We start from the raw sequence: 19,320 nt of genomic DNA on the forward strand, positions 1-19,320 counted from the left end.
CCGATCTTGATCCGGCGGCGCCAGTCGGGCGCCGCCGCCGGGCGGCCCTGGACGTATCCGCCGTCGCCGGGCCCGCCGCCGTGACCGCCACCGCCGCGGCCACCCTGGCCGCCGAGGCAGCGACCGGTGCCGCAGCAGCCCAGCGGCTACGGCGACGCCCCTGAGTACGACAGCGGCTACAACACCGGACAGGTCTACGGCGGCGGCCAGGGTGGCCGCGGCGGTGGCGGTCACGGCGGCGGGCCCGGCGACGGCGGATACGTCCAGGGCCGCCCGGCGGCGGCGCCCGACTGGCGCCGCCGGATCAAGATCGGCGCACTGGCCCTGGTGGTCGTGGTCCTCGCCGTCTCCGTCGGCACGTACTTCTGGGCCGACTCCAAGCTGAAGCGCGAGGTCGACCTCTCCAAGGTCATCGAGCGGCCGAAGGCGGGCGACGGCACGAACTACCTGATCGTCGGGTCGGACAGCCGCGAGGGCATGACGTCCGAGGACAAGAAGAGGCTTCACACCGGTTCCGCCGAGGGCAAGCGGACCGACTCGATGATGATCCTGCACGACGGCTCCAACGGCCCGACGCTGGTCTCGCTACCCCGTGACTCGAACGTCGAGATCCCCTCGTTCGTCGGCTCCGAGTCCGGCAAGAGGTTCGCCGGCACGGGCCGCACGACGAAGCTGAACGCCGCGTACGCCGAGGACGGCCCCGAGCTCCTCGTCCGTACCGTCGAGTTCAACACCGGGCTGCACATCGACCACTACGTCGAGATCGGTTTCGGCGGCTTCGCGAAGATCGTGGACGCGATCGGGGGCGTGGAGCTGGACATCCCCAAGGCGTTCAAGGACAAGTACTCGGGCGCCGACTTCGAGGCCGGCAAGCAGACGCTCGACGGCCAGCAGGCCCTCGCCTTCGTCCGGACCCGGCACGCCTTCACCTCGGACCTGGACCGTACGAAGAACCAGCAGAAGTTCCTCGCGGCGCTGGCGAGCCAGACGGCGACGCCGTCGACGATCCTCAACCCGTTCAAGCTGTACCCGACGCTGGGCGCCGGTCTCGACACCCTCATCGTGGACAAGGACATGTCGCTGTGGTCCCTGAGCCAGATGTTCTTCGCCATGAAGGGTGTCACGGGCGGTGACGGGGCGTCGCTGAACATCCCGATCTCCGGTTCCTCGGGCGGCAACCTGGTCTGGGACAAGGCCAAGGTCAAGCAGCTGGTCGAGCAGCTCAACAACGACGAGAAGGTCACGGTCACCGGCAGCTGACCGCGCCTGTCGGCGAGCGTCACCGGGGCCCGGACGGTCGAACCGTCCGGGCCCTTCGCCGTGTCCGGCTCCGAGCGTGCGTGCCGGGCGTCGCCGGGCAGGCGGGACCTTCAGAACACGCCCTACACCGTCCCGTGCGCGAGCACCGCCACGTGCGGCAGCGCCAACAGCCCGTCCCCGCCCTCGAACTCCTCGCACATCACGTCGTACTCCCGCTTCGCGGCGGCCGCCCCCTCGGGCCCCCCGCTGTTGACCAGCTGCCCGATCGCGGCGACCCCGGAGGCGGGTCCGGCCCACCAGTCCTCGGCATCGGCCCGGTGGTCCCAGGACAGCGACGCGCCCTGTACGTCCCCGAGTCCGGCCGCCGTCATCAGGGCGCCCAGCCCTGCCGGGGTGCGCGGGAAGTCGTGCTCCGCGTCGACCGTGGCCAGCCAGCCGGGCCGGGTCAGCCCCGCGGCCGCGGCGGCGCGGCCGATCAGCGCCTGGCCCGGAGCGCCCGGCGTCTGCCAGACCGTGACGGCGATCCGGCCGCCGGGACGGGTGATCCGGCGCAGTTCGACCAGGGCGTCCAGCGGACGGCCGACGTGGTTGAGCACGAAGTTCGCCACGACCGCGTCGAACTCGCCGTCCGGGTACGGAAGCTGGGGCAGCGAGCCGATGCGTACGTCGACTCCGGGCGCCGCCCGCCGGGTGGCCGCGACCATGCCCGGCTCGGCGTCCACGGCCCGAACGACGGCGCCCCGTGCGACACCGGCCACCGTCACGCTGCCGCTGCCGCACCCCACGTCGAGCAGCCGGGTTCCCGCGGCGGTGGACGCGGCGTCCAGCAGGGCGGGCACCGTGTGGGCACAGAGCCGGCCGAAGGTGCGGGCGTAGCTCTCGGCGCGCCCGTCCCAGATCCGCCGCTCGCTCACATCGAACGCGGTCATGCGACACCTCCGGCCGGGCCCTGCGGCTCGACTTCGTCCAGGTCCTCGTAGAGCGCGTCCAGGATCCGTCCCGTCGGCTTGCCTTCCGGCGACAGTTCGGCCAGACACCATCCGGGCAACTGCGCCTCGGCCTCGGGCGGAAGATCGCCGTCCGCCGGGTCCGCCAGCCCGTAGAGGAGTCCGAACGCGGTCTCCTTCGCCACCTCCCGGGCTATCTCGCCCAGTTCACCGGGCGTCAGCCCGAGCCGGACCGCCCGCTCGACGGCTCCGCTCGCCAGACCTTCCTTCCGGTAGGCCGCGATCCAGTCGGGAGCCGCCGAGCTCCATGCGTCGATGTCCTGCCAGACCATGCGCAGGAAGCGGTACCGGGCCAGCTGAGGGATGTTCTCCTCGGCCTCCGACTCGGCCCAGCCCGAGGCGTCGTCGGCTCCCAACGCCTCGAACAGGCCGGTGAGCTTGTCGATGTCCGTCATGGACAGGGAAGGTACGCCACGGGGCCGGGAAGCCCTCGTCCGGACCCGGTCGGCCGCCCGCGCATCCCGTCGCCGGGTTCAGCCGAACATGGAGGCGGCGATCAGCCCAGCGACCACGACGGCGGCGCACACCAGGACCGTCGTCCCCCGCCTGCGCCCGGTCTTCCGGGCACCCTGCCGGGGCCGGGCCTTCCGCGTCGGCGGGGGCGCCGGCGTCTCCGCCGCCCTCGCGCCGGCCGTCTCGGCCAGCAGACCCCGGCAGCAGGCCGCGAGACGGGCGATGTCGCCGTCGAGCGGGACGGTGGTCTCGGCGCGCGCCGGGGCGGTCGTGCCGCCGTCCAGGATGCGGCCGGCCCGGACCCTCACCCGGCCGCGTCCGTGGGAAGCGAGGCTGATCCAACGGCCGGCGTCCTCGCCCCGGATCACCACGGTGCCGTCGCGTTCGCGGTAGACGGTGTGCTGCCGCCAGAGCAGTTTCGCCAGTGGTACGGGAAGGTCGGCCACTGTCGCGACCTGTCGCCTGTCGTCGCTCAACGGCACGGGACCGCCCGACGGCCGGTGTGCCGCGCGGCCCGGCTTCGGGCCTCAGCGGGAACGTGGGTGTGCCTGTGTGCCGGCCGGGGTCTGTGCCCCGGTATGTACGTGGTCAACTCGCCGGTCCTTTCGGGTCACGCCGGTCGGCGCGATCACCGCAGGATTGTAGGGGTGCGGCAACCACGCTTGAAGCAAAGCGACCTGACGGCCCGTGAGGTTCGGCGTCAGAGGCTCAGCCGAGCGGGTCGGTGGTGTCGCGCAGGGTGGCCAGGGCGGGCGCGTACATACGGGCCTTGATGGTGCCGACGGTGTCGCCGGCCTTGTTCACCTGCGCCTGCGCGATCTCGATCGCCGTGGAGCGCACGGCGTCCTCGCCGACCGCCTGGTCGACGATGCCGGCCGCCGCGGCCTCGGACCCGCCGTAGCGGTGGGCGGTGAGCATGGCCCGGTGCGCGGTCTGCGGGGCCAGCCGGGACTGGATGAGGGCGGCCATGCCGGGCGTGAAGGGGATGTTGATGTCCGCCTCGGGCAGGCACCAGTAGCCGCGGTCGGCACGCATGACGCGGAAGTCGTGGGCGAGGGAGAACATCGCACCGGCGGCGAAGGTGTGCCCCTGGAGCGCGGCCACCGTGATGACCGGCAGCGACAGCATCCGGGCGAGGAGCGCGTGGACCGAGACGACGTAGTCCTGGTGCTGGTCGGCGTGGGCGAACAGCCAGTCCAGGTCGAGTCCGTTGGAGTAGAACTTGCCGGTCGCCGCGGTGACCAGGGCGCGCGGGCCCTCCGCCTTCTCCACCTCGTCGAGCGCGGCACCGACGGCGGCGAGCCAGTCGGGGTGGAAGCGGTTCTCCCCGTCCCCGAGGTCGAGGACGAAGACGTTGTCGTGGCGGTCGAGCGAGGGCACGGTGACTCCTTCGGACTGCGCGGACGGCTGGAGTGGCTGCGCGCTACGGCCAGCACGAGGAAGCATCGGGCTACCTGCCAGTAACTTATGGCTTGGGGCAGGGACAGGCAAGGGGTCGGCCCTGATCGTTTGCCGATCGGCCCTGCGGCTTGGTAGCCCCGGGCTCAGCCGCGGAAGTTGCGGGCCAGCCAGGGGCTGAGCATCGTGCGCGGAACGAGCTCCTTGTACGTCTCGTCACCGGGCAGCGGAACGACGAGCCACTGGCCGGGCGGGAAGAACCTCCCCTTCACGTAGGCGACGCCGCCGTACACGGAGCGGAGGAACGCGGGCACCGAGTCGCGGGGGACGTCCTCGAACTCCACCCCGTCGACGGTGATCTTCGCGTCGTCCTCGGGAAAGACCTGGACGGTGACGGCGGGCGCCCCGCCCAGCTCGATGAACGCCTCGTGCGGCAGCGAACCGTCGGCGTCGAGCACGGCGAACGCCCCGGCGGAGGTGCGGCGGGAGGTCTGGTCGGCACCGATGTCATCGGTGACGGTCATCTCCAGGTTGTACGCGCTCGCGACCTCGCGCACGGCGACGACGGCGGTCTCGGTGCTCGGCAGATGAGGATGCCCCATGCGGCGGCTCAGCCCTGCGCCGCGTACGCGACGAAGGCCGCCCAGGCGGCCGGGTCACAGGCGAGGTGGAGGCCCTGGGGGCGCTTGGAGTCGCGGACGTGGACGGTGTGGGGGGCGGCGGCGACCTCGACGCAGTCGTTGCCGTCACCGCTGCTGCTGTAGCTGCTCCTGAACCACGACGGCTCGGCCGCATCCACGGCAGAGGGCTTGTCGATCATGACTCTCCCAGCAGTTGCTCGATGAAGGCCAGTGACTCCCTGGGCGAGAGGGCCTGGGCCCGGATCATCCCATAGCGCAACTCAAGGATCCTGAGCTGCTTCGGATCGGAGACCGGCCGGCCACTGAACGCACCCTCGGAACGGCCCACCGCACTGCCGTCGGGGAACTTCAGCACCTCGATCAGCCCGCCCGTACCCGGATGTTCCTCACGGTGGGTCGGCATCACCTGAATCGACACGTTACGCAACCCCCCTACCTCCAAGAGGCGTTCGAGCTGGCCACGCCGCACCGCCGCGCCCCCCACGGGACGGCGCAGCGTCACCTCCTCCTGGACAAAGCTGAGCGACGGGAGCGGATCACGGTCGAACAGGGACCGCCGGGCCAGGCGCGCGGCCACCACGCGCTCCGTCTCATCCAGCGTGTACGCCGGCAGCCATGACGCGAACAGGGCCCGCATATGGCCCTCGGTCTGGAGGAGTCCGTTGATGTTGTGGTGGTGATACGCCTCCACCTGAACGGCTTTGGCTTCCAGCTTCGCCAGATCCCGCACCTTCTTCGGGTACCGCACCTCCGCCACATCCCGCTTCATCGCCGCCAGCTTGCCGCCCGCGCCGACCACCTCGTCCGTCCGGTCCAGGAACTCCGGCCGCGGGATGCGCCGCCCTCCCTCCACCTTGTAGACCAGGTCCTCGCCGTACCCGATCGCGGCCCCGAGCTCCCCGGCCCGCAGGCCCGCCGCCTCCCGCCACGCCCTGATCTGGCGTCCCACCGCGGCGACCACCGCGACGCCCGACTCGTCATCGGGGTCGACCTCCCAGCCGGGCTCGTCCGCCGCGCCGTCGCCCTGCTCCGTACCGTCGCCAACCACGGTCATGCGTGCCCCACTTCCGACGTGCGTGCCGTTCTCTCCTCAACGGCATCCGCTGCCCGCGTGTCACTCCCGACAACCGGGACAGCGCCGGACACTTTCCGGACAACTGCCACCGGGTCGTGGGCATCCACGACGTACGGGACCACGACCCGGTTGCCCGCGACGCGGCCACCCACGACGTCTAAAGGCTTTTAAAGAACTCAGGGAAATGACCCCACCAGAACCCGGCCCCACCCCGTCCTGACCTGCATCACTCGCGCGAGTGAACAATGCCAACTGGGCTGGATTCGAGAAGGGTTGGCTGGCATATGCTCGCCGCGACAACCACCACGAACTCGAAGCCGAGGACGCCCCTCGTCGTCCCGCTCCAGAACTGCGACACCTGCGACCGCGCCTTCCGCGCCACCCACCCCGGACACTGCCGCGACTGCCGGCATGACCTGGCCCGCCCCGAACCCCGTCGTACGCTGAATCCCGTATGCGAGGAACGGGAGGCTCCGGTGACCGGGACGACAGTGGCCGAAGTGAGGGCCGAGCTGGCCGCGCTCGACGACCCGAAGGCGCGCGCGGTCAACGAGAGGCACGGCGACGACCACGGGGTGAACCTCGGCAAGCTGCGGGCGCTCGCGAAGCGGCTGAAGACGCAGCAGGAGCTCGCCGTCGGCCTCTGGGCGACGGGCGACACCGCCGCGCGGCTGCTGGCGCTCCTGATCTGCCGCCCGAAGGCGTTCACCCGTGACGAGCTGGACGTCATGCAGCGCGAGGCGCGGGCACCGAAGGTGCGCGACTGGCTCGTGAACTACGTGGTGAAGAAGAGCCCGCACGCCGAGGAGCTGCGGCTCGCCTGGTCCGCCGATCCGGATCCGGTGGTCGCCGCCGCCGGCTGGGCGCTGACCACCGAGCGCGTGGCGAAGAAGCCCGAGGGCCTCGACCTCGCTGGGCTGCTCGATGTCATCGAGGCGGAGATGAAGGACGCCCCGGACCGCCTGCAGTGGGCGATGAACCACTGTCTGGCCCAGATCGGGATCGAGCACCCCGAGCACCGCGCCCGGGCGATCGGCATCGGCGAGCGGCTGGAAGTACTCAAGGACTACCCGACGTCCCCGGGCTGCACCTCTCCGTACGCGCCCGTCTGGATCAGCGAACTCGTGCGGCGGCGGGACAACACGTGAGGGCCGCGGGCAGCGACGGCGGTCACTTGCCGAATCGCCGTTGCCGATTGGCGTACGAGCGAATGGCGCGCAGGAAGTCCACGCGGCGGAACGCCGGCCAGTAGCAGTCCACCCAGTGCATCTCGGCATACGCGGACTGCCAGAGCAGGAAACCCGACAGCCGCTGCTCGCCGGACGTCCGGATGATGAAGTCGGTCTGGTCGGCGGTCGGCGAGTACAGATGCCGGGAGATGTCCTCGATATCGAACCGCTCGACCAGTTCGGCCAGGTCGCCACCGGCTGCTCTGTGCTCCTGGAAGGCGCTCTTCACCGCGTCGACGATCTCCCGTCGGCCGCCGTAGCCGACCGCGATGTCCACCTTGAGTCCGCTGCGCCCTGTCGTCGCGGCAGTGGCTTCCTTGAGCGCCTGGGCGGTGGCGCCGGGCAGCAGGTCGAGCGAGCCGATCACCTGGACCTCCCAGGGGCGGCCGACGGCCGTGATGTCCTGGATGGTCTCTTCGATGATCTCGATCAGCGGGCCGAGCTGTTCGGCGGGGCGCCCGAGGTTGTCGTCGGAGAGCATGAAGAGGGTCACCCGCTCGATTCCGGCGGCCTCGCACCAGTCCAGGAACTCGGTCGCCTTCGCGCCACCGGCCCGGTATCCCTCACGGAGATCCGTGTGGCCGGCCTGCCGGGCCCAGCGCCGGTTGCCGTCGAGCATGATCCCGACGTGCTGCGGGCGCGGCAACCCCACCAGGGTGGCGGCCAGGCGACGCTCGTACACGGCCTCTATCGGCCGCCGGAGGAACAGCGGGAGCAGCTTCACCGGACCCAACTCCCTCACGTCGCCCATCGCGTGTGCGGACCATATCAGCGGCGTCCGGCACCCTCCGCGCACACCTGACCGCCGGCGCAGCGCGGCCGTCCGGGCGGCAGGCGGCCGCGGATACGGATACGGCCCCCGGCATGTACACCGGGGGCCGTGATCGCCGAGGCGTCCGTACGCCTACGGGAGGTTGCGGGCCATGACGATCCGCTGGACCTGGTTCGTGCCCTCGTAGATCTGGGTGATCTTGGCGTCGCGCATCATGCGCTCCACGGGGTAGTCCCGGGTGTAGCCGTAGCCGCCGAGCAGCTGGACCGCGTCCGTGGTGATCTCCATCGCGACGTCGGAGGCGAAGCACTTGGCCGCGGCGCCGAAGAACGTGAGGTCGGAGTCGAGCCGCTCGGACTTGGCGGCGGCCGAGTAGGTGAGCTGGCGGGCCGCCTCCAGCTTCATGGCCATGTCGGCGAGCATGAACTGAACGCCCTGGAAGTCGCCGATCGGCTTGCCGAACTGCTTGCGCTCCTGGACGTAGCCCTTGGCGTAGTCGAGGGCGCCCTGGGCGACGCCGAGGGCCTGGGCCGCGATCGTGATGCGGGTGTGGTCCAGGGTCTTCATCGCGGTGGCGAAGCCGGTGCCCTCCTCGCCGATCATGCGGTCGGCGGGGATGCGGACGTTGTCGAAGTAGACCTCGCGGGTCGGGGAGCCCTTGATGCCGAGCTTCTTCTCCGGGGCGCCGAAGGAGACGCCCTCGTCGGACTTCTCGACGACGAAGGCCGAGATGCCCTTGGAGCGCTTGGTCGGGTCGGTGACGGCCATGACCGTGTAGTACTCGGAGACGCCCGCGTTGGTGATCCAGCGCTTCACACCGTTGAGGATCCAGAAGTCGCCGTCGCGCACGGCCTTGGTCTTCATGCCGGCGGCGTCGGAGCCCGCGTCCGGCTCGGAGAGGGCGTACGAGAACATCGCGTCGCCCTTGGCGAGCGGGCCCAGGTACTTCTTCTTGAGGTCCTCGGAGCCGGAGAGGATCACCGGGAGCGAGCCGAGCTTGTTCACGGCCGGAATGAGGGAGGAGGAGACGCAGGCGCGGGCCACCTCCTCGATCACGATGACCGTGGCGAGCGCGTCGGCGCCGGCGCCGCCGTACTCCTCCGGGACGTGGACCGCGTGCAGGTCGGCGGCGGTGAGGGCGTCCAGCGCCTCCTGCGGGAAGCGGGCCTCCTCGTCGACCGCGGCCGCGAACGGGGCGATCTTCGCCTCGGCGAGCGCACGCACCGTCTCACGGAGCATGTCGTGCTCCTCGGCCGGACGGTACAGGTCGAAATCGGTCGAACCCGCCAAGACGCTCACTCCCCATGATGCTAACTACCGTTAAGTAACCCAATTTTAGGCGCCTTCCCCGGCACAGGCATACGTGCTGGGGCCGTGAGCTTCACGACAGCCGGAATGGGACGTTTCAAAGGCAGGACTATGCTCGTTCACCGCACGTCTGTCCGCATCTCACAGGAGCACTACATGGCCCTCAGGATCACTGTGATCGGCACCGGCTATCTCGGCGCCACCCACGCCGCGGCCATGGCGGAACTGGGCTTCGAGGTACTGGGGCTCGACATCGTGCCCGAGAAGATCGAGATGCTGTCCGCCGGCCGGGTCCCGATGTACGAACCGGGGCTGGAAGAGATCCTGAAGAAGCACGTCGCGGGAATCGACGGGTCCAGCGGGCGGCTGCGCTTCACCACCTCGTGGGAAGAGGTCGCGGAATTCGGCGATGTGCATTTCGTCTGCACGAATACGCCGCAGAAGCACGGCGAGTACGCCTGCGACATGAGCTACGTCGAGAGCGCCTTCGACTCGCTGGCCCCGCTGCTGACCCGGCCCGCCCTGGTCGTCGGCAAGTCCACCGTGCCGGTCGGCTCCGCGGCCCGGCTCGCTGCCCGGCTCGTCGAGCTCGCGCCCGCGGGCGAGGGGGCCGAGCTGGCCTGGAACCCGGAGTTCCTGCGCGAGGGCTTCGCCGTCAACGACACGCTGCACCCGGACCGGATCGTCGTCGGCGTGGAGAGCGAGCGCGCCGAGAAGCTGCTGCGCGAGGTGTACGCCGGGCCGGTCGCCGAAGGGTCCCCGTTCGTGGTGACGGACTTCCCGACCGCCGAGCTGGTGAAGACCTCCGCCAACTCCTTCCTCGCCACCAAGATCTCGTTCATCAACGCCATGGCGGAGGTCTGCGAGGCCGCCGACGGCGACGTGGTGAAGCTGGCCGAGGCGATCGGCCACGACGAGCGCATCGGGAAGAAGTTCCTGCGGGCCGGCATCGGCTTCGGCGGGGGCTGCCTCCCCAAGGACATCCGGGCCTTCATGGCCCGCGCCGGCGAGCTGGGCGCCGACCAGGCGCTGACGTTCCTCCGCGAGGTCGACTCCATCAACATGCGCCGCCGGGGCCACATGGTGGAGCTGGCCCGGGAGGCCGTGGGCGGGGACTCCTTCCTCGGCAAGCGGGTCGCGGTGCTGGGCGCGACGTTCAAGCCGGACTCGGACGACGTACGCGACTCACCGGCGCTGAACGTCGCCGGGCAGATCCACCTCCAGGGCGGCCAGGTCACGGTCTTCGACCCGAAGGGCATGGACAACGCCCGGCGGCTCTTCCCCACCCTCGGTTACGCCGACACGGCGCTGGACGCCGTGCGCGGCGCGGACGTCGTGCTGCACCTCACCGAGTGGCGCGAGTTCCGTGAGCTGGACCCGGAGGCGCTGGGCGAGGTGGTGGGCCGCCGCATCATCCTGGACGGGCGCAACGCCCTGGACCCGGCGGTGTGGCGCGGGGCCGGCTGGACGTACCGGGCGATGGGACGGCCGAAGGCCTGAGGGCCGCCGCTGCCCGACCGCCGGGTCCAGCCGCCGGATCAGCCGCGCTTCGCGCGGTACGTGCGCATCTTCGCGCGGGCGCCGCACACCGACATCGAGCACCAGCGGCGGCGCCCCGCCGGGCTGCGGTCGTAGTACGCCCAGCGGCAGTCCGCCGCCTCGCACACCTTGAGCCGGGCCCAGGTGCCGTCGGCCGACGCGGCGGCGACGGCCACGGCGACCCGGGCGGTCAGCCCGGGCGGGTCCTCCACGGGGCGCAGCGAAGCCGCGCCGTCCGCGTCCACGGTGACGCGCAGGGGCGCGTCCGCGAGCAGAGCGTCGAGCAGGGCCACCGAGGCGCCTTCGGGCGGGCGGTGGCCCGCGTGGGCGAGGCAGACGGCGCGCAGGGCCTCACGGAGGGTGCGGGCCGCCGGGGCGTCCGGCCCGGCGATCGCGAGTGCGGCACGCCCGGCGGCCGTGTCGAGGGCGTCCGCGCCGGTCTCGACGTCCAGGGTGTTGACCAGGGCTTCGACCAGCGCGAGCCCGCCGGGCGCCGAGTCCCTCTCATTCATGGTTGCGACGTTACCTCCATTGCGGGAGCATGCAGTAACGGTGACCGGTTACGCGCCTTTACCGGTAACCCCCTGTCCGCATCTGCCCGAGGAGGAAACGTCATGGCTGTAGCCAAGCTGGGTGCCGTCGTCCTGGACTGCCCGGATCCCGTCGCCCTGGCCGGTTTCTACGCCGGGCTGCTCGGCGGAAAGGTCGAGCAGCAGGAGGACTGGGTGGACCTCACCGGTGTCACCGGCGCGCCGCTCGCCTTCCAGGCCGCGCCGGGCTTCGTACCGCCTCGGTGGCCGCGCCCGGACGCCTCGCAGCAGTTCCATCTGGATCTGACCGTGGAGGACCTGGACGCGGCGGAGAAGGAGGTGCTGGCGCTGGGTGCGACGGTGCTCGAAGCGGAGGACCGGGAGCGGACCTTCCGGGTGTACGCCGATCCGGCGGGGCACCCGTTCTGTCTCTGCGCCTGTTAGGCGCCCGGCGCCCCGGTTGTTCAGGCCGCCGGGGCGTCCAGCTGCTCGATCGTGGCGTGGGACGGGCCGCGGCGGGTGCGCAGGTCCCGGGCCACGTCCTCGGCGGCGCGCAGCACCCGTACGGCGTTCTGCCAGGTGAGCTTGGCCAGGTCGGCGGTGGACCAGCCGCGGCCCAGGAGCTCCGCGATCAGGTTCGGGTAGCCGGCGACGTCTTCGAGGCCCTGCGGGAGGAACGCGGTGCCGTCGTAGTCGCCTCCGATGCCGATGTGGTCGATCCCGGCGACCTCGCGCATGTGGTCGAGGTGGTCGGCGATCGTGGCCACGGTCGCCATCGGGCGGGGGTTCGCCGCCTCGAACGCGGCATGGATCTTCATCCCGCGCTCGGTGGTGTCCAGGTGGTGCAGCCCCTGGGCGCGCATGTTCTCGTCGGCGGACCTGGTCCAGGCGACGGCCTCCGGCAGCACGAACTTCGGCACGAAGGTCGCCATGGCGATGCCCCCGTTGGCCGGGAGCCGGCCGAGGACGTCGTCGGGAATGTTGCGCGGGTGGTCGCAGATCGCCCGCGCCGAGGAGTGCGAGAAGATCACCGGCGCGGTCGAGGTGGTGAGCGCGTCGCGCATCGTCGTCGCCGCGACGTGCGAGAGGTCGACCAGCATGCCGGTGCGGTTCATCTCCCGTACGACCTCGTGGCCGAAGGGCGAGAGGCCGCCGACGCCCGGGGCGTCCGTCGCCGAGTCCGCCCAGGCGATGTTGTCGTTGTGGGTCAGCGTCATGTAGCGGACGCCGAGGGTGTGCAGGGCGCGCAGGGTGCCCAGCGAGTTATGGATGGAGTGGCCGCCCTCCGCCCCCATCAGCGACGCGATCCGGCCTTCGGAGCGGGCCGTCTCCATGTCGTCGGCCGTCAGGGCGCGGCGCAGGTCGGCGGGGTGGCGCTCCAGCAGTTCGGCGACGGCGTCGATCTGTTCCAGGGTGGCGCTGACGGCGTCGTCGCCCGCCATGTCGGACCGTACGTAGACGGACCAGAACTGGGCTCCGACTCCCCCGGCGCGCAGCCGGGGGATGTCGGTGTGCAGATGGGCCGACTGGTCGGTGGCGATGTCGCGGGCGTCCAGGTCGTAGTTGACCTGTTCGCGCAGCGCCCACGGCAGGTCGTTGTGGCCGTCGACGACGGGGTACTCGGCGAGGAGTTCCCGGGCCAGGTCCAGTCGGTCCGTCACGGTTCCTACTTTCCGAAGCCGAAGGAGTCGCCGCCCTGCACCTTGCTGCGCAGGCGCTTGCCCTTCTCGGTGGCCTGGTCGTTGAGGTCCTGGAGGAACTCGGTCATACGGGTCCGCAGCTCCGCGTCGTGGGCGGCGAGGATACGGGCAGCCAGCAGGCCCGCGTTGCGCCCACCCGCGATGGAGACGGTGGCGACCGGGACGCCGGCGGGCATCTGGACGATGGACATGAGGCTGTCCATGCCGTCGAGGTACTTCAGCGGGACCGGCACGCCGATGACGGGCAGCGGGGTGACCGAGGCGAGCATGCCGGGCAGGGCTGCGGCACCGCCCGCTCCGGCGATGATCGCCTTGAGGCCGCGGCCCGCTGCCTCCTCGCCGTACGCGATCATCTCGCGCGGCATGCGGTGGGCGGAGACGACGTCGACCTCGTACGGGATCTCGAACTCGTCGAGCGCCTTGGCCGCTCCCTCCATGACGTTCCAGTCGGAGTCCGAACCCATGACGATGCCGACGACGGGGGTGGAGCCTTGTGCGGTCATTCGGTGATCGTTCCTCGCAGGTAGTCGGCCGCGTGCCGGGCGCGCTCGCGCACGTCGGCCAGATCGTCGCCGTAGGTGTTGACGTGACCGACCTTGCGGCCGGGCTTCACGTCCTTGCCGTACATGTGGATCTTGAGCTGCGGGTCGCGGGCCATGCAGTGCAGGTACGCCTGGTACATGTCCGGGAAGTCGCCGCCCAGCACGTTGGACATGACCGTCCAGGTGGCGCGGGGGCGCGGGTCGCCGAGCGGGAGGTCCAGAACGGCCCGGACGTGGTTGGCGAACTGCGAGGTGATCGCGCCGTCCTGGGTCCAGTGCCCGGAGTTGTGCGGGCGCATGGCCAGTTCGTTGACGAGGATGTGCCCGTCGCGGGTCTCGAAGAGTTCGACGGCGAGGTGGCCGACGACACCGAGCTCGGCGGCGATCCGGAGGGCGAGCTGCTGGGCCTCTCCGGCGAGCCGCTCGTCCAGCTCGGGGGCCGGGGCGATGACCGTGTCGCAGACGCCGTCGACCTGGATCGACTCGACGACCGGATAGGCGACGGCCTGGCCGTGCGGCGAGCGGACGATGTTGGCCGCCAGCTCCCGTACGAAGTCGACCTTCTCCTCGGCGAGGACCGGGACACCGGCCCGGAAGGGGTCGGCCGCGTCCGCCTCGGAGCGGACCACCCAGACGCCCTTGCCGTCGTAGCCGCCGCGCACGGTCTTGAGGATGACCGGGAAGCCGCCCACCTCTTCGGCGAAGGCCGCTGCGTCGGCCGGGTCCTTCACGATGCGGTGGCGGGGGCAGGGCGCGCCGATCTCGGTGAGCTTCGCGCGCATCACCCCCTTGTCCTGGGCGTGCACCAGCGCGTCGGGGCCGGGGCGCACGGGGATGCCGTCCGCCTCCAGGGCCCGCAGATGCTCGGTGGGCACGTGCTCGTGATCGAAGGTGATCACGTCACAGCCGCGCGCGAAGGCGCGCAGCGTCTCCAGGTCGCGATAGTCGCCGACGACGACCTCGCTGACCACCTGGGCCGCCGAGTCCTGAGCGGTGTCGCTGAGAAGCTTGAACCTGATGCCGAGGGGGATGCCCGCCTCGTGGGTCATACGGGCGAGCTGACCGCCACCGACCATGCCGACTACGGGAAACGTCACTCCTCCAGGGTATCCGCACCCTCCGGGAGCACCGGACGATGCCCCCGGCGGCGGCCCGCACCGGGCCGCCGAGGCGGCTCCGGGTGTCACGGCCCCGCCACACCTGTCCCCGCACTCACAGGCAGCCGACGGGCCGCCTGGTTAGCATGGCTGGGTTGACGGAACCTGAAGCCGAACCGACAGACGGGCTGAGCGATCACATGAGCGAACGGGGCGCACTGCGGGCCCGGCTGGATCTGCTGGCCCGGGAGGTCGCCAAATTCGGCGTGGTCGGCGCGGTCGGCCTGGTCGTCAATATCGGCGTATCGAACCTGCTGTGGCGCTACACGGACATTCCCACGGTGCGGGCCGGTCTGATGGCGACGTTCGTCGCGATCCTCTGCAACTACGTGGGCTTCCGCTACTGGACGTACCGGGACCGCGACAAGAGCGGCCGGACCCGGGAGCTGACGCTCTTCCTGCTGTTCAGCGCGATCGGCGCGGTCATCGAGACCGGTGTGCTGTACGCGGCGACGTACGGGTTCGGCTGGAACACCCCGGTCCAGAGCAATGTCTTCAAGATCCTCGGAATCGGCATCGCGACGATGTTCCGCTTCTGGTCCTACCGCACGTGGGTCTTCAGGGCGCTGCCTGACAAAGACGTGGCCGTGAGCGCGGAGGATGTCGCGCAGGCCGTTTCCGTACCGGCCCCGGCACCCGCACCGGTCGCCACCGTGCGGGTCGAGACGGATTCCGCCCGGCGGTAGGGCCTGTCAGCGCACTGCCGTCGTCGCCCGACGGGCGGGCGCGGCGGCAGCCGGCCGTGTGACGACAGGCCCTGGGCCGGTCAGCGCACCGGGCGTTCCGGTTCGTCCCGGTCCAGGGCCACCTGGCTGAGGAAGAGCGCGAAGACCGGGGGCTGCTGCTGGAGCAGTTCCAGGCGGCCGCCGTCCGCTTCCGCGAGGTCGCGGGCCACCGCGAGGCCGATGCCCGTGGAGTTGCGCCCGCTGATGGTCCGCTCGAAGATCCGCGATCCCAGGTCGACCGGGACGCCCGGGCCCTCGTCCGTCACCTCGATGACCGCCTGGTTGCCGGTGACCCGGGTCCGCAGCGCGACCGTGCCGCCGCCGTGCATGAGTGAGTTCTCGATCAGCGCGGCGAGCACCTGGGCGACCGCGCCCGGCGTACCGACGGCCCGCAGCCCCTTCTTGCCGGAGCGGACGACGGCCCGGCCCTCGCTCCGGTAGGCCGGGCGCCATTCCTCGATCTGCTGCTTGACGATCTCGTCGAGGTCGAAGACGACGGCGGAGCCGGTCCGCGGGTCCCGGGCGTTGGTCAGCAGCCGCTGGACCACGTCCGTGAGCCGCTCGACCTGGGTGAGGGCGATGTTCGCCTCCTCCTTCACGGTCTCGATGTCGTCCGTGACGGAGATCTCCTCGATCCGCATGGAGAGTGCGGTGAGCGGGGTGCGGAGCTGGTGGGAGGCGTCGGCGGCGAGCCGGCGCTCGGCGGTGAGCATCCGGGCGATGCGTTCCGCCGAGGAGTCCAGGACGTCGGCGACGCGGTCCAGTTCGGGCACCCCGTACCGCTTGTGGCGCGGGCGCGGGTCGCCCGAGCCCAGGCGTTCCGCGGTCTCGGCGAGGTCGGTGAGCGGCGAGGTCAGCTTGTTGGCCTGGCGGACGGCCAGGAGCACGGCGGAGACGATGGCCAGCAGCGCCACCGCGCCGATGATCATCAGGGTGCGGCCGACCTCGCGGGTGACGGAGGAGCGGGACTCCTCGACGGTGACCTTCTCGCCGTGCTCGCCCTCCTCCGTGGCGCTGATCACGCTGCCGCTGGGGCGGTCGCCGACCTCGATGGGGGCGCGGCCGGGCATCTTGACCAGGGCGTAGCGCGTGTCGTCGATCTGTTCGGCCAGCACGCCCGGGTTGATCCGCTCGGCGCCCAGGAGCCGGCTCTCGATCACGCTGATCAGCCGCAGCGCCTCGGAGTCGACGCTCTCCTGGGCGCTGCTGCTGATGGTGCGGGTCTCGACGATGACGAGGGAGACGCCGAAGACGGCGATCACCACGAGCACCACGGCGAGGGTGGAGTTGATCAGGCGTCGGCGCATGACTGCTTCTGTACGTCAGCTCTTCTCGAAGCGGAAGCCGACGCCCCGGACGGTGGCGATGTAGCGGGGATTGGCGGCGTCGTCCCCGAGCTTCTTGCGGAGCCAGGAGATGTGCATGTCGAGGGTCTTGGTGGACGACCACCAGGTGGTGTCCCAGACCTCGCGCATCAGCTGGTCCCGCGTGACGACCCGGCCCGCGTCCCGGACCAGGACCCGCAGCAGGTCGAACTCCTTGGCGGTGAGCTGGAGTTCCTCGTCGCCCATCCAGGCCCTGTGCGACTCGACGTCGATCCTGACGCCGTGGGTGGCGGGCTGCGGGGCGGGCTCGGTGGCGCCGCGGCGCAGCAGGGCCCGGACCCGGGCCAGGAGCTCGGCGAGCCGGAAGGGCTTGGTGACGTAGTCGTCGGCGCCGGCGTCGAGGCCGACGACCGTGTCGACCTCGTCGGCCCGGGCGGTGAGCACCAGGACCGGCACGGTGTGGCCCTCGGCGCGGAGCCTGCGGGCGACTTCGAGGCCGTCCATCCCGGGCAGCCCCAGGTCGAGCACGACCAGGTCGATGCCGCCCTGGAGGCCGGCGTCGAGCGCGGTCGGGCCGTCTTCGCGGACCTCGACCTCGTAACCCTCCCGACGCAGGGCGCGGGCCAGCGGCTCCGAGATGGATGCGTCGTCCTCGGCGAGCAGTACACGGGTCATGCAGTGATGGTAGTCCGCGCGGACGACAACGAGTGAGGCGATCGGGAAGGCCTGCGGGTCTGCGGCCCGTTCGCGCGCGGACCTTCGAATATGGGAGCGTAGTTGCACCCACACCTGTGATCCATCTCTCAAGTCCTTCCATATCCCGCTCAGTCGTGTCGTATGGTGTTTCAACGCCTGTTGCACTACTCAAGGACCTTTGGGCAGCCATGAGCGCCTGGGGTCCTTCTTCATGTGCAGGGCTGGTACCCGCCAGTCCAGAATTTCAGTGAATGACCTGTGGGCCGGGCCCGGGCCGCCGACGAAGGCGCTCCGGGTGTGGATCCCGACACGGTGGGCGTACCCGTGCCGGTGCCGGCCTCCCCCCACCGGGCGCGTACGGCTTACGAGCGACGCGTCCCGAGCAAGCAAGGATCGATCATGGCGTCCAGCCTGACGAAGGACCCGGCGAGCACCGCGGGTGGCGAGAAGACCTTCTTCGGCCACCCCCGCGGCCTGGCCACGCTCTTCATGACCGAGATGTGGGAGCGCTACAGCTTCTACGGCATGAAGGCACTGCTCCCGCTGTACCTGATCGCGCCCGGCGGCATGCACATGAGCGCCACCACGGCGACGGCGATCTACTCCGTCTACATGGCGACGGTCTACCTGCTCGCCATGCCCGGCGGCTGGATGGCCGACCGCTTCTGGGGACCGCGCAAGACGGTCGCCATCGGTGGCGGTGTCGTCATCCTCGGCCACATCACGCTCGCCGTGCCCAACTCGGCGTCCTTCTTCGCCGGCCTCGTGCTCGTGGCGCTGGGCTCGGGGCTGCTGAAGGCGAACATCTCCACGATGGTCGGCCACCTCTACAACGGCCCGGACGATCCGCGCCGTGACGGTGGCTTCACGCTCTTCTACATCGGTATCAACCTCGGCGCCTTCCTCGCTCCGCTGACCATCGGCACGATCGGCGAGAACGTCAACTGGCACTTCGGCTTCGCGCTCGCCGCGATCGGCATGGCCCTGGGTCTCGCCCAGTTCATGCTCGGCACCCGCCACCTGAGCCCGGAGAGCGACGTCGTCTCCACTCCGGCGACGGAGCAGGAGAAGCGCTCGGTCCTGCGCAAGGGCCTGGTCTGGCTGATCGTCGCGGCGGTGTTCTACAGCCTGCTCGCGATCACCGGCAACTTCGCCGACTGGGCACTGCTGCCGATCACCATCGCCGGGCTGATCATCCCGGTCGCCGTCCTGGTCCGCATGAAGCGCGACAAGGAACTGACGGACACCGAGCAGTCCAAGCTGTCGGGCTACATCTGGTTCTTCGTCGTCGCCGCCGTCTTCTGGATGATCTACGACCAGAACGGCTCGACGCTGTCGATCTTCGGTGAGAACTCGACGACGAACAGCCTGTTCGGCATCGACTTCCCGACGTCCTGGTACCAGTCGCTGAACCCGGTCTTCATCATGGCGATCGCCCCCGTGGTCGCCTCGGGCTGGCTGTGGCTGAACAAGCGGGGCAAGGAGCCGAGCACCGCCGTCAAGTTCGCCTCCAGCCTCGTGCTGATCGGCATCTCGTTCGTCGTCTTCATGATCCCGCTGATCGACACCGCCGCCAACGGCGGCCGGGTCAGCCCGATGTGGCTGGTGGCGATCTACTTCATCCAGACCGTCGCCGAGCTCTGCCTCTCCCCGGTGGGTCTGTCGGTCACCACGAAGATGGCTCCGGCGAAGTACAGCTCCCAGATGATGGGTGTCTGGTTCCTCGCGGTCACCGCGGGCGACTCCGTGACCGGCCTGCTCACGTCCCCGCAGCTCGGGGTCGATCTGAACACCACGGGCGCCGTCGCGTTCGAGGCGGTCCTCGCGGTCATCGCCGGTGTCGGCATCTGGATGTACCGCAAGAAGGTCACGCAGCACATGAGTGACGCGAGCTGACCTTCCGGTTCCGCGCGCAGGGGCCGCCGCACCGTTTCCACGGTGCGGCGGCCCCTTCCGTATGCGT

Annotated in this window: 21 protein-coding genes; 6 read left to right on the forward strand and 15 right to left on the reverse strand. The window is 70.6% G+C overall.

The window, feature by feature from the left end:
* Positions 1–126: 126 nt before the first annotated feature.
* Positions 127–1,260 (forward strand): LCP family protein, encoded by a 1,134-nt coding sequence (locus EAO72_RS21845; protein WP_148018988.1) that lies wholly within the window; start codon positions 127–129, stop codon positions 1,258–1,260.
* 122 nt (positions 1,261–1,382) lie between these two features.
* On the opposite strand, the gene EAO72_RS21850 is transcribed toward EAO72_RS21845, so the two are convergent.
* The 7 genes from EAO72_RS21850 to EAO72_RS21880 form a co-directional block, all read right to left on the reverse strand.
* Complete coding sequence (locus EAO72_RS21850) at positions 1,383–2,189, reverse strand: class I SAM-dependent methyltransferase (RefSeq protein WP_148018989.1); 807 nt, start codon at positions 2,187–2,189, stop codon at positions 1,383–1,385.
* The gene (locus EAO72_RS21855; RefSeq protein WP_148018990.1) at positions 2,186–2,662 is read right to left on the reverse strand and encodes a hypothetical protein; all 477 of its coding nucleotides are present in this window, start codon (positions 2,660–2,662) and stop codon (positions 2,186–2,188) included. Before EAO72_RS21855 ends, EAO72_RS21850 begins: the two co-directional genes overlap by 4 nt.
* 78 nt (positions 2,663–2,740) lie before the next feature.
* Complete coding sequence (locus tag EAO72_RS21860) at positions 2,741–3,166, reverse strand: hypothetical protein (protein WP_261991598.1); 426 nt, start codon at positions 3,164–3,166, stop codon at positions 2,741–2,743.
* A gap of 262 nt (positions 3,167–3,428) precedes the next feature.
* Positions 3,429–4,100 carry an enoyl-CoA hydratase-related protein gene (locus EAO72_RS21865; protein ID WP_148018991.1) on the reverse strand — a complete coding sequence of 224 codons (672 nt, stop codon included), beginning with the start codon at positions 4,098–4,100 and terminating at the stop codon, positions 3,429–3,431.
* 164 nt (positions 4,101–4,264) lie between these two features.
* On the reverse strand, positions 4,265–4,720 hold the full coding sequence (locus EAO72_RS21870) for a hypothetical protein (protein WP_148018992.1): 456 nt from the start codon (positions 4,718–4,720) through the stop codon (positions 4,265–4,267).
* An 8-nt stretch (positions 4,721–4,728) separates the two neighbouring features.
* Complete coding sequence (locus EAO72_RS21875; protein ID WP_148018993.1) at positions 4,729–4,938, reverse strand: DUF397 domain-containing protein; 210 nt, start codon at positions 4,936–4,938, stop codon at positions 4,729–4,731.
* Positions 4,935–5,813, reverse strand: a complete 879-nt coding sequence (locus tag EAO72_RS21880) for a helix-turn-helix domain-containing protein (RefSeq protein WP_148018994.1) — start codon at positions 5,811–5,813, stop codon at positions 4,935–4,937. The genes EAO72_RS21875 and EAO72_RS21880 overlap by 4 nt, the downstream gene beginning before the upstream one ends.
* Positions 5,814–6,310: 497 nt before the next feature.
* On the opposite strand from EAO72_RS21880, the gene EAO72_RS21885 reads away from it, so the two are divergent.
* A complete protein-coding gene (locus EAO72_RS21885; RefSeq protein WP_148021957.1) occupies positions 6,311–6,982 on the forward strand; it encodes a DNA alkylation repair protein in 672 nt (223 codons plus the stop codon).
* A 22-nt stretch (positions 6,983–7,004) separates the two neighbouring features.
* Here the strand turns inward: EAO72_RS21885 and EAO72_RS21890 are convergent, their stop codons facing one another.
* Together EAO72_RS21890 and EAO72_RS21895 are read right to left on the reverse strand one after the other, a co-directional pair.
* Positions 7,005–7,787: an isoprenyl transferase gene (locus EAO72_RS21890; protein WP_148018995.1), complete on the reverse strand. Its 783-nt coding sequence runs from the start codon at positions 7,785–7,787 to the stop codon at positions 7,005–7,007.
* Positions 7,788–7,967: 180 nt separating this feature from the next.
* The gene (locus EAO72_RS21895) at positions 7,968–9,125 is read right to left on the reverse strand and encodes an acyl-CoA dehydrogenase family protein (RefSeq protein ID WP_148021958.1); all 1,158 of its coding nucleotides are present in this window, start codon (positions 9,123–9,125) and stop codon (positions 7,968–7,970) included.
* Positions 9,126–9,299: 174 nt separating this feature from the next.
* Between EAO72_RS21895 and EAO72_RS21900 the strand changes: the two genes are divergently transcribed.
* Complete coding sequence (locus EAO72_RS21900) at positions 9,300–10,643, forward strand: UDP-glucose dehydrogenase family protein (RefSeq protein ID WP_148018996.1); 1,344 nt, start codon at positions 9,300–9,302, stop codon at positions 10,641–10,643.
* 38 nt (positions 10,644–10,681) lie between these two features.
* On the opposite strand, the gene EAO72_RS21905 is transcribed toward EAO72_RS21900, so the two are convergent.
* Complete coding sequence (locus EAO72_RS21905; protein WP_148018997.1) at positions 10,682–11,194, reverse strand: CGNR zinc finger domain-containing protein; 513 nt, start codon at positions 11,192–11,194, stop codon at positions 10,682–10,684.
* A gap of 102 nt (positions 11,195–11,296) precedes the next feature.
* Here EAO72_RS21905 and EAO72_RS21910 point away from each other — a divergent pair, with 102 nt between their 5' ends.
* Entirely contained in the window at positions 11,297–11,656 is a 360-nt protein-coding gene (locus EAO72_RS21910; RefSeq protein ID WP_148018998.1) for a VOC family protein, read from the forward strand.
* A gap of 20 nt (positions 11,657–11,676) precedes the next feature.
* Here the strand turns inward: EAO72_RS21910 and EAO72_RS21915 are convergent, their stop codons facing one another.
* Genes EAO72_RS21915 through EAO72_RS21925 form a run of 3 tightly spaced genes read right to left on the reverse strand, consistent with a single transcriptional unit; the run spans position 11,677 to position 14,551 of the window.
* Entirely contained in the window at positions 11,677–12,873 is a 1,197-nt protein-coding gene (locus EAO72_RS21915; protein ID WP_148018999.1) for a dipeptidase, read from the reverse strand.
* A 5-nt stretch (positions 12,874–12,878) separates the two neighbouring features.
* Complete coding sequence (gene purE, locus EAO72_RS21920) at positions 12,879–13,415, reverse strand: 5-(carboxyamino)imidazole ribonucleotide mutase (RefSeq protein WP_148019000.1); 537 nt, start codon at positions 13,413–13,415, stop codon at positions 12,879–12,881.
* Positions 13,412–14,551 (reverse strand): 5-(carboxyamino)imidazole ribonucleotide synthase, encoded by a 1,140-nt coding sequence (locus EAO72_RS21925; RefSeq protein WP_187285170.1) that lies wholly within the window; start codon positions 14,549–14,551, stop codon positions 13,412–13,414. Before EAO72_RS21925 ends, purE begins: the two co-directional genes overlap by 4 nt.
* Before the next feature lie 200 nt (positions 14,552–14,751).
* Between EAO72_RS21925 and EAO72_RS21930 the strand changes: the two genes are divergently transcribed.
* Positions 14,752–15,297 (forward strand): GtrA family protein, encoded by a 546-nt coding sequence (locus EAO72_RS21930; RefSeq protein ID WP_148021960.1) that lies wholly within the window; start codon positions 14,752–14,754, stop codon positions 15,295–15,297.
* Between the two features lie 80 nt (positions 15,298–15,377).
* Here the strand turns inward: EAO72_RS21930 and EAO72_RS21935 are convergent, their stop codons facing one another.
* Both EAO72_RS21935 and EAO72_RS21940 read right to left on the reverse strand, forming a co-directional pair.
* The gene (locus EAO72_RS21935; protein ID WP_148019001.1) at positions 15,378–16,643 is read right to left on the reverse strand and encodes an ATP-binding protein; all 1,266 of its coding nucleotides are present in this window, start codon (positions 16,641–16,643) and stop codon (positions 15,378–15,380) included.
* Between the two features lie 15 nt (positions 16,644–16,658).
* On the reverse strand, positions 16,659–17,336 hold the full coding sequence (locus EAO72_RS21940) for a response regulator transcription factor (RefSeq protein ID WP_018524728.1): 678 nt from the start codon (positions 17,334–17,336) through the stop codon (positions 16,659–16,661).
* A gap of 420 nt (positions 17,337–17,756) precedes the next feature.
* Here EAO72_RS21940 and EAO72_RS21945 point away from each other — a divergent pair, with 420 nt between their 5' ends.
* Positions 17,757–19,253, forward strand: coding sequence for a peptide MFS transporter (locus EAO72_RS21945; protein ID WP_148019002.1), 1,497 nt, complete (start codon positions 17,757–17,759; stop codon positions 19,251–19,253).
* Positions 19,254–19,320 lie beyond the last annotated feature (67 nt).

The sequence above is a fragment of the Streptomyces sp. OR43 genome (assembly GCF_008042275.1).
Classification (GTDB): Bacteria; Actinomycetota; Actinomycetes; order Streptomycetales; family Streptomycetaceae; genus Streptomyces.

What these genes read in the sequence shown, in the direction of transcription:
- EAO72_RS21905 (WP_148018997.1), bottom strand. Translation starts at nt 11,194, where the DNA reads ATGAATGAGAGGGACTCGGCGCCCGGCGGGCTCGCGCTGGTCGAAGCC.
- EAO72_RS21900 (WP_148018996.1), top strand. Translation starts at nt 9,300, where the DNA reads ATGGCCCTCAGGATCACTGTGATCGGCACCGGCTATCTCGGCGCCACC.
- EAO72_RS21930 (WP_148021960.1), top strand. Translation starts at nt 14,752, where the DNA reads ATGAGCGAACGGGGCGCACTGCGGGCCCGGCTGGATCTGCTGGCCCGG.
- EAO72_RS21935 (WP_148019001.1), bottom strand. Translation starts at nt 16,643, where the DNA reads ATGCGCCGACGCCTGATCAACTCCACCCTCGCCGTGGTGCTCGTGGTG.
- EAO72_RS21855 (WP_148018990.1), bottom strand. Translation starts at nt 2,662, where the DNA reads ATGACGGACATCGACAAGCTCACCGGCCTGTTCGAGGCGTTGGGAGCC.
- purE (WP_148019000.1), bottom strand. Translation starts at nt 13,415, where the DNA reads ATGACCGCACAAGGCTCCACCCCCGTCGTCGGCATCGTCATGGGTTCG.
- EAO72_RS21875 (WP_148018993.1), bottom strand. Translation starts at nt 4,938, where the DNA reads ATGATCGACAAGCCCTCTGCCGTGGATGCGGCCGAGCCGTCGTGGTTC.
- EAO72_RS21940 (WP_018524728.1), bottom strand. Translation starts at nt 17,336, where the DNA reads ATGACCCGTGTACTGCTCGCCGAGGACGACGCATCCATCTCGGAGCCG.
- EAO72_RS21850 (WP_148018989.1), bottom strand. Translation starts at nt 2,189, where the DNA reads ATGACCGCGTTCGATGTGAGCGAGCGGCGGATCTGGGACGGGCGCGCC.
- EAO72_RS21910 (WP_148018998.1), top strand. Translation starts at nt 11,297, where the DNA reads ATGGCTGTAGCCAAGCTGGGTGCCGTCGTCCTGGACTGCCCGGATCCC.
- EAO72_RS21880 (WP_148018994.1), bottom strand. Translation starts at nt 5,813, where the DNA reads ATGACCGTGGTTGGCGACGGTACGGAGCAGGGCGACGGCGCGGCGGAC.
- EAO72_RS21870 (WP_148018992.1), bottom strand. Translation starts at nt 4,720, where the DNA reads ATGGGGCATCCTCATCTGCCGAGCACCGAGACCGCCGTCGTCGCCGTG.
- EAO72_RS21945 (WP_148019002.1), top strand. Translation starts at nt 17,757, where the DNA reads ATGGCGTCCAGCCTGACGAAGGACCCGGCGAGCACCGCGGGTGGCGAG.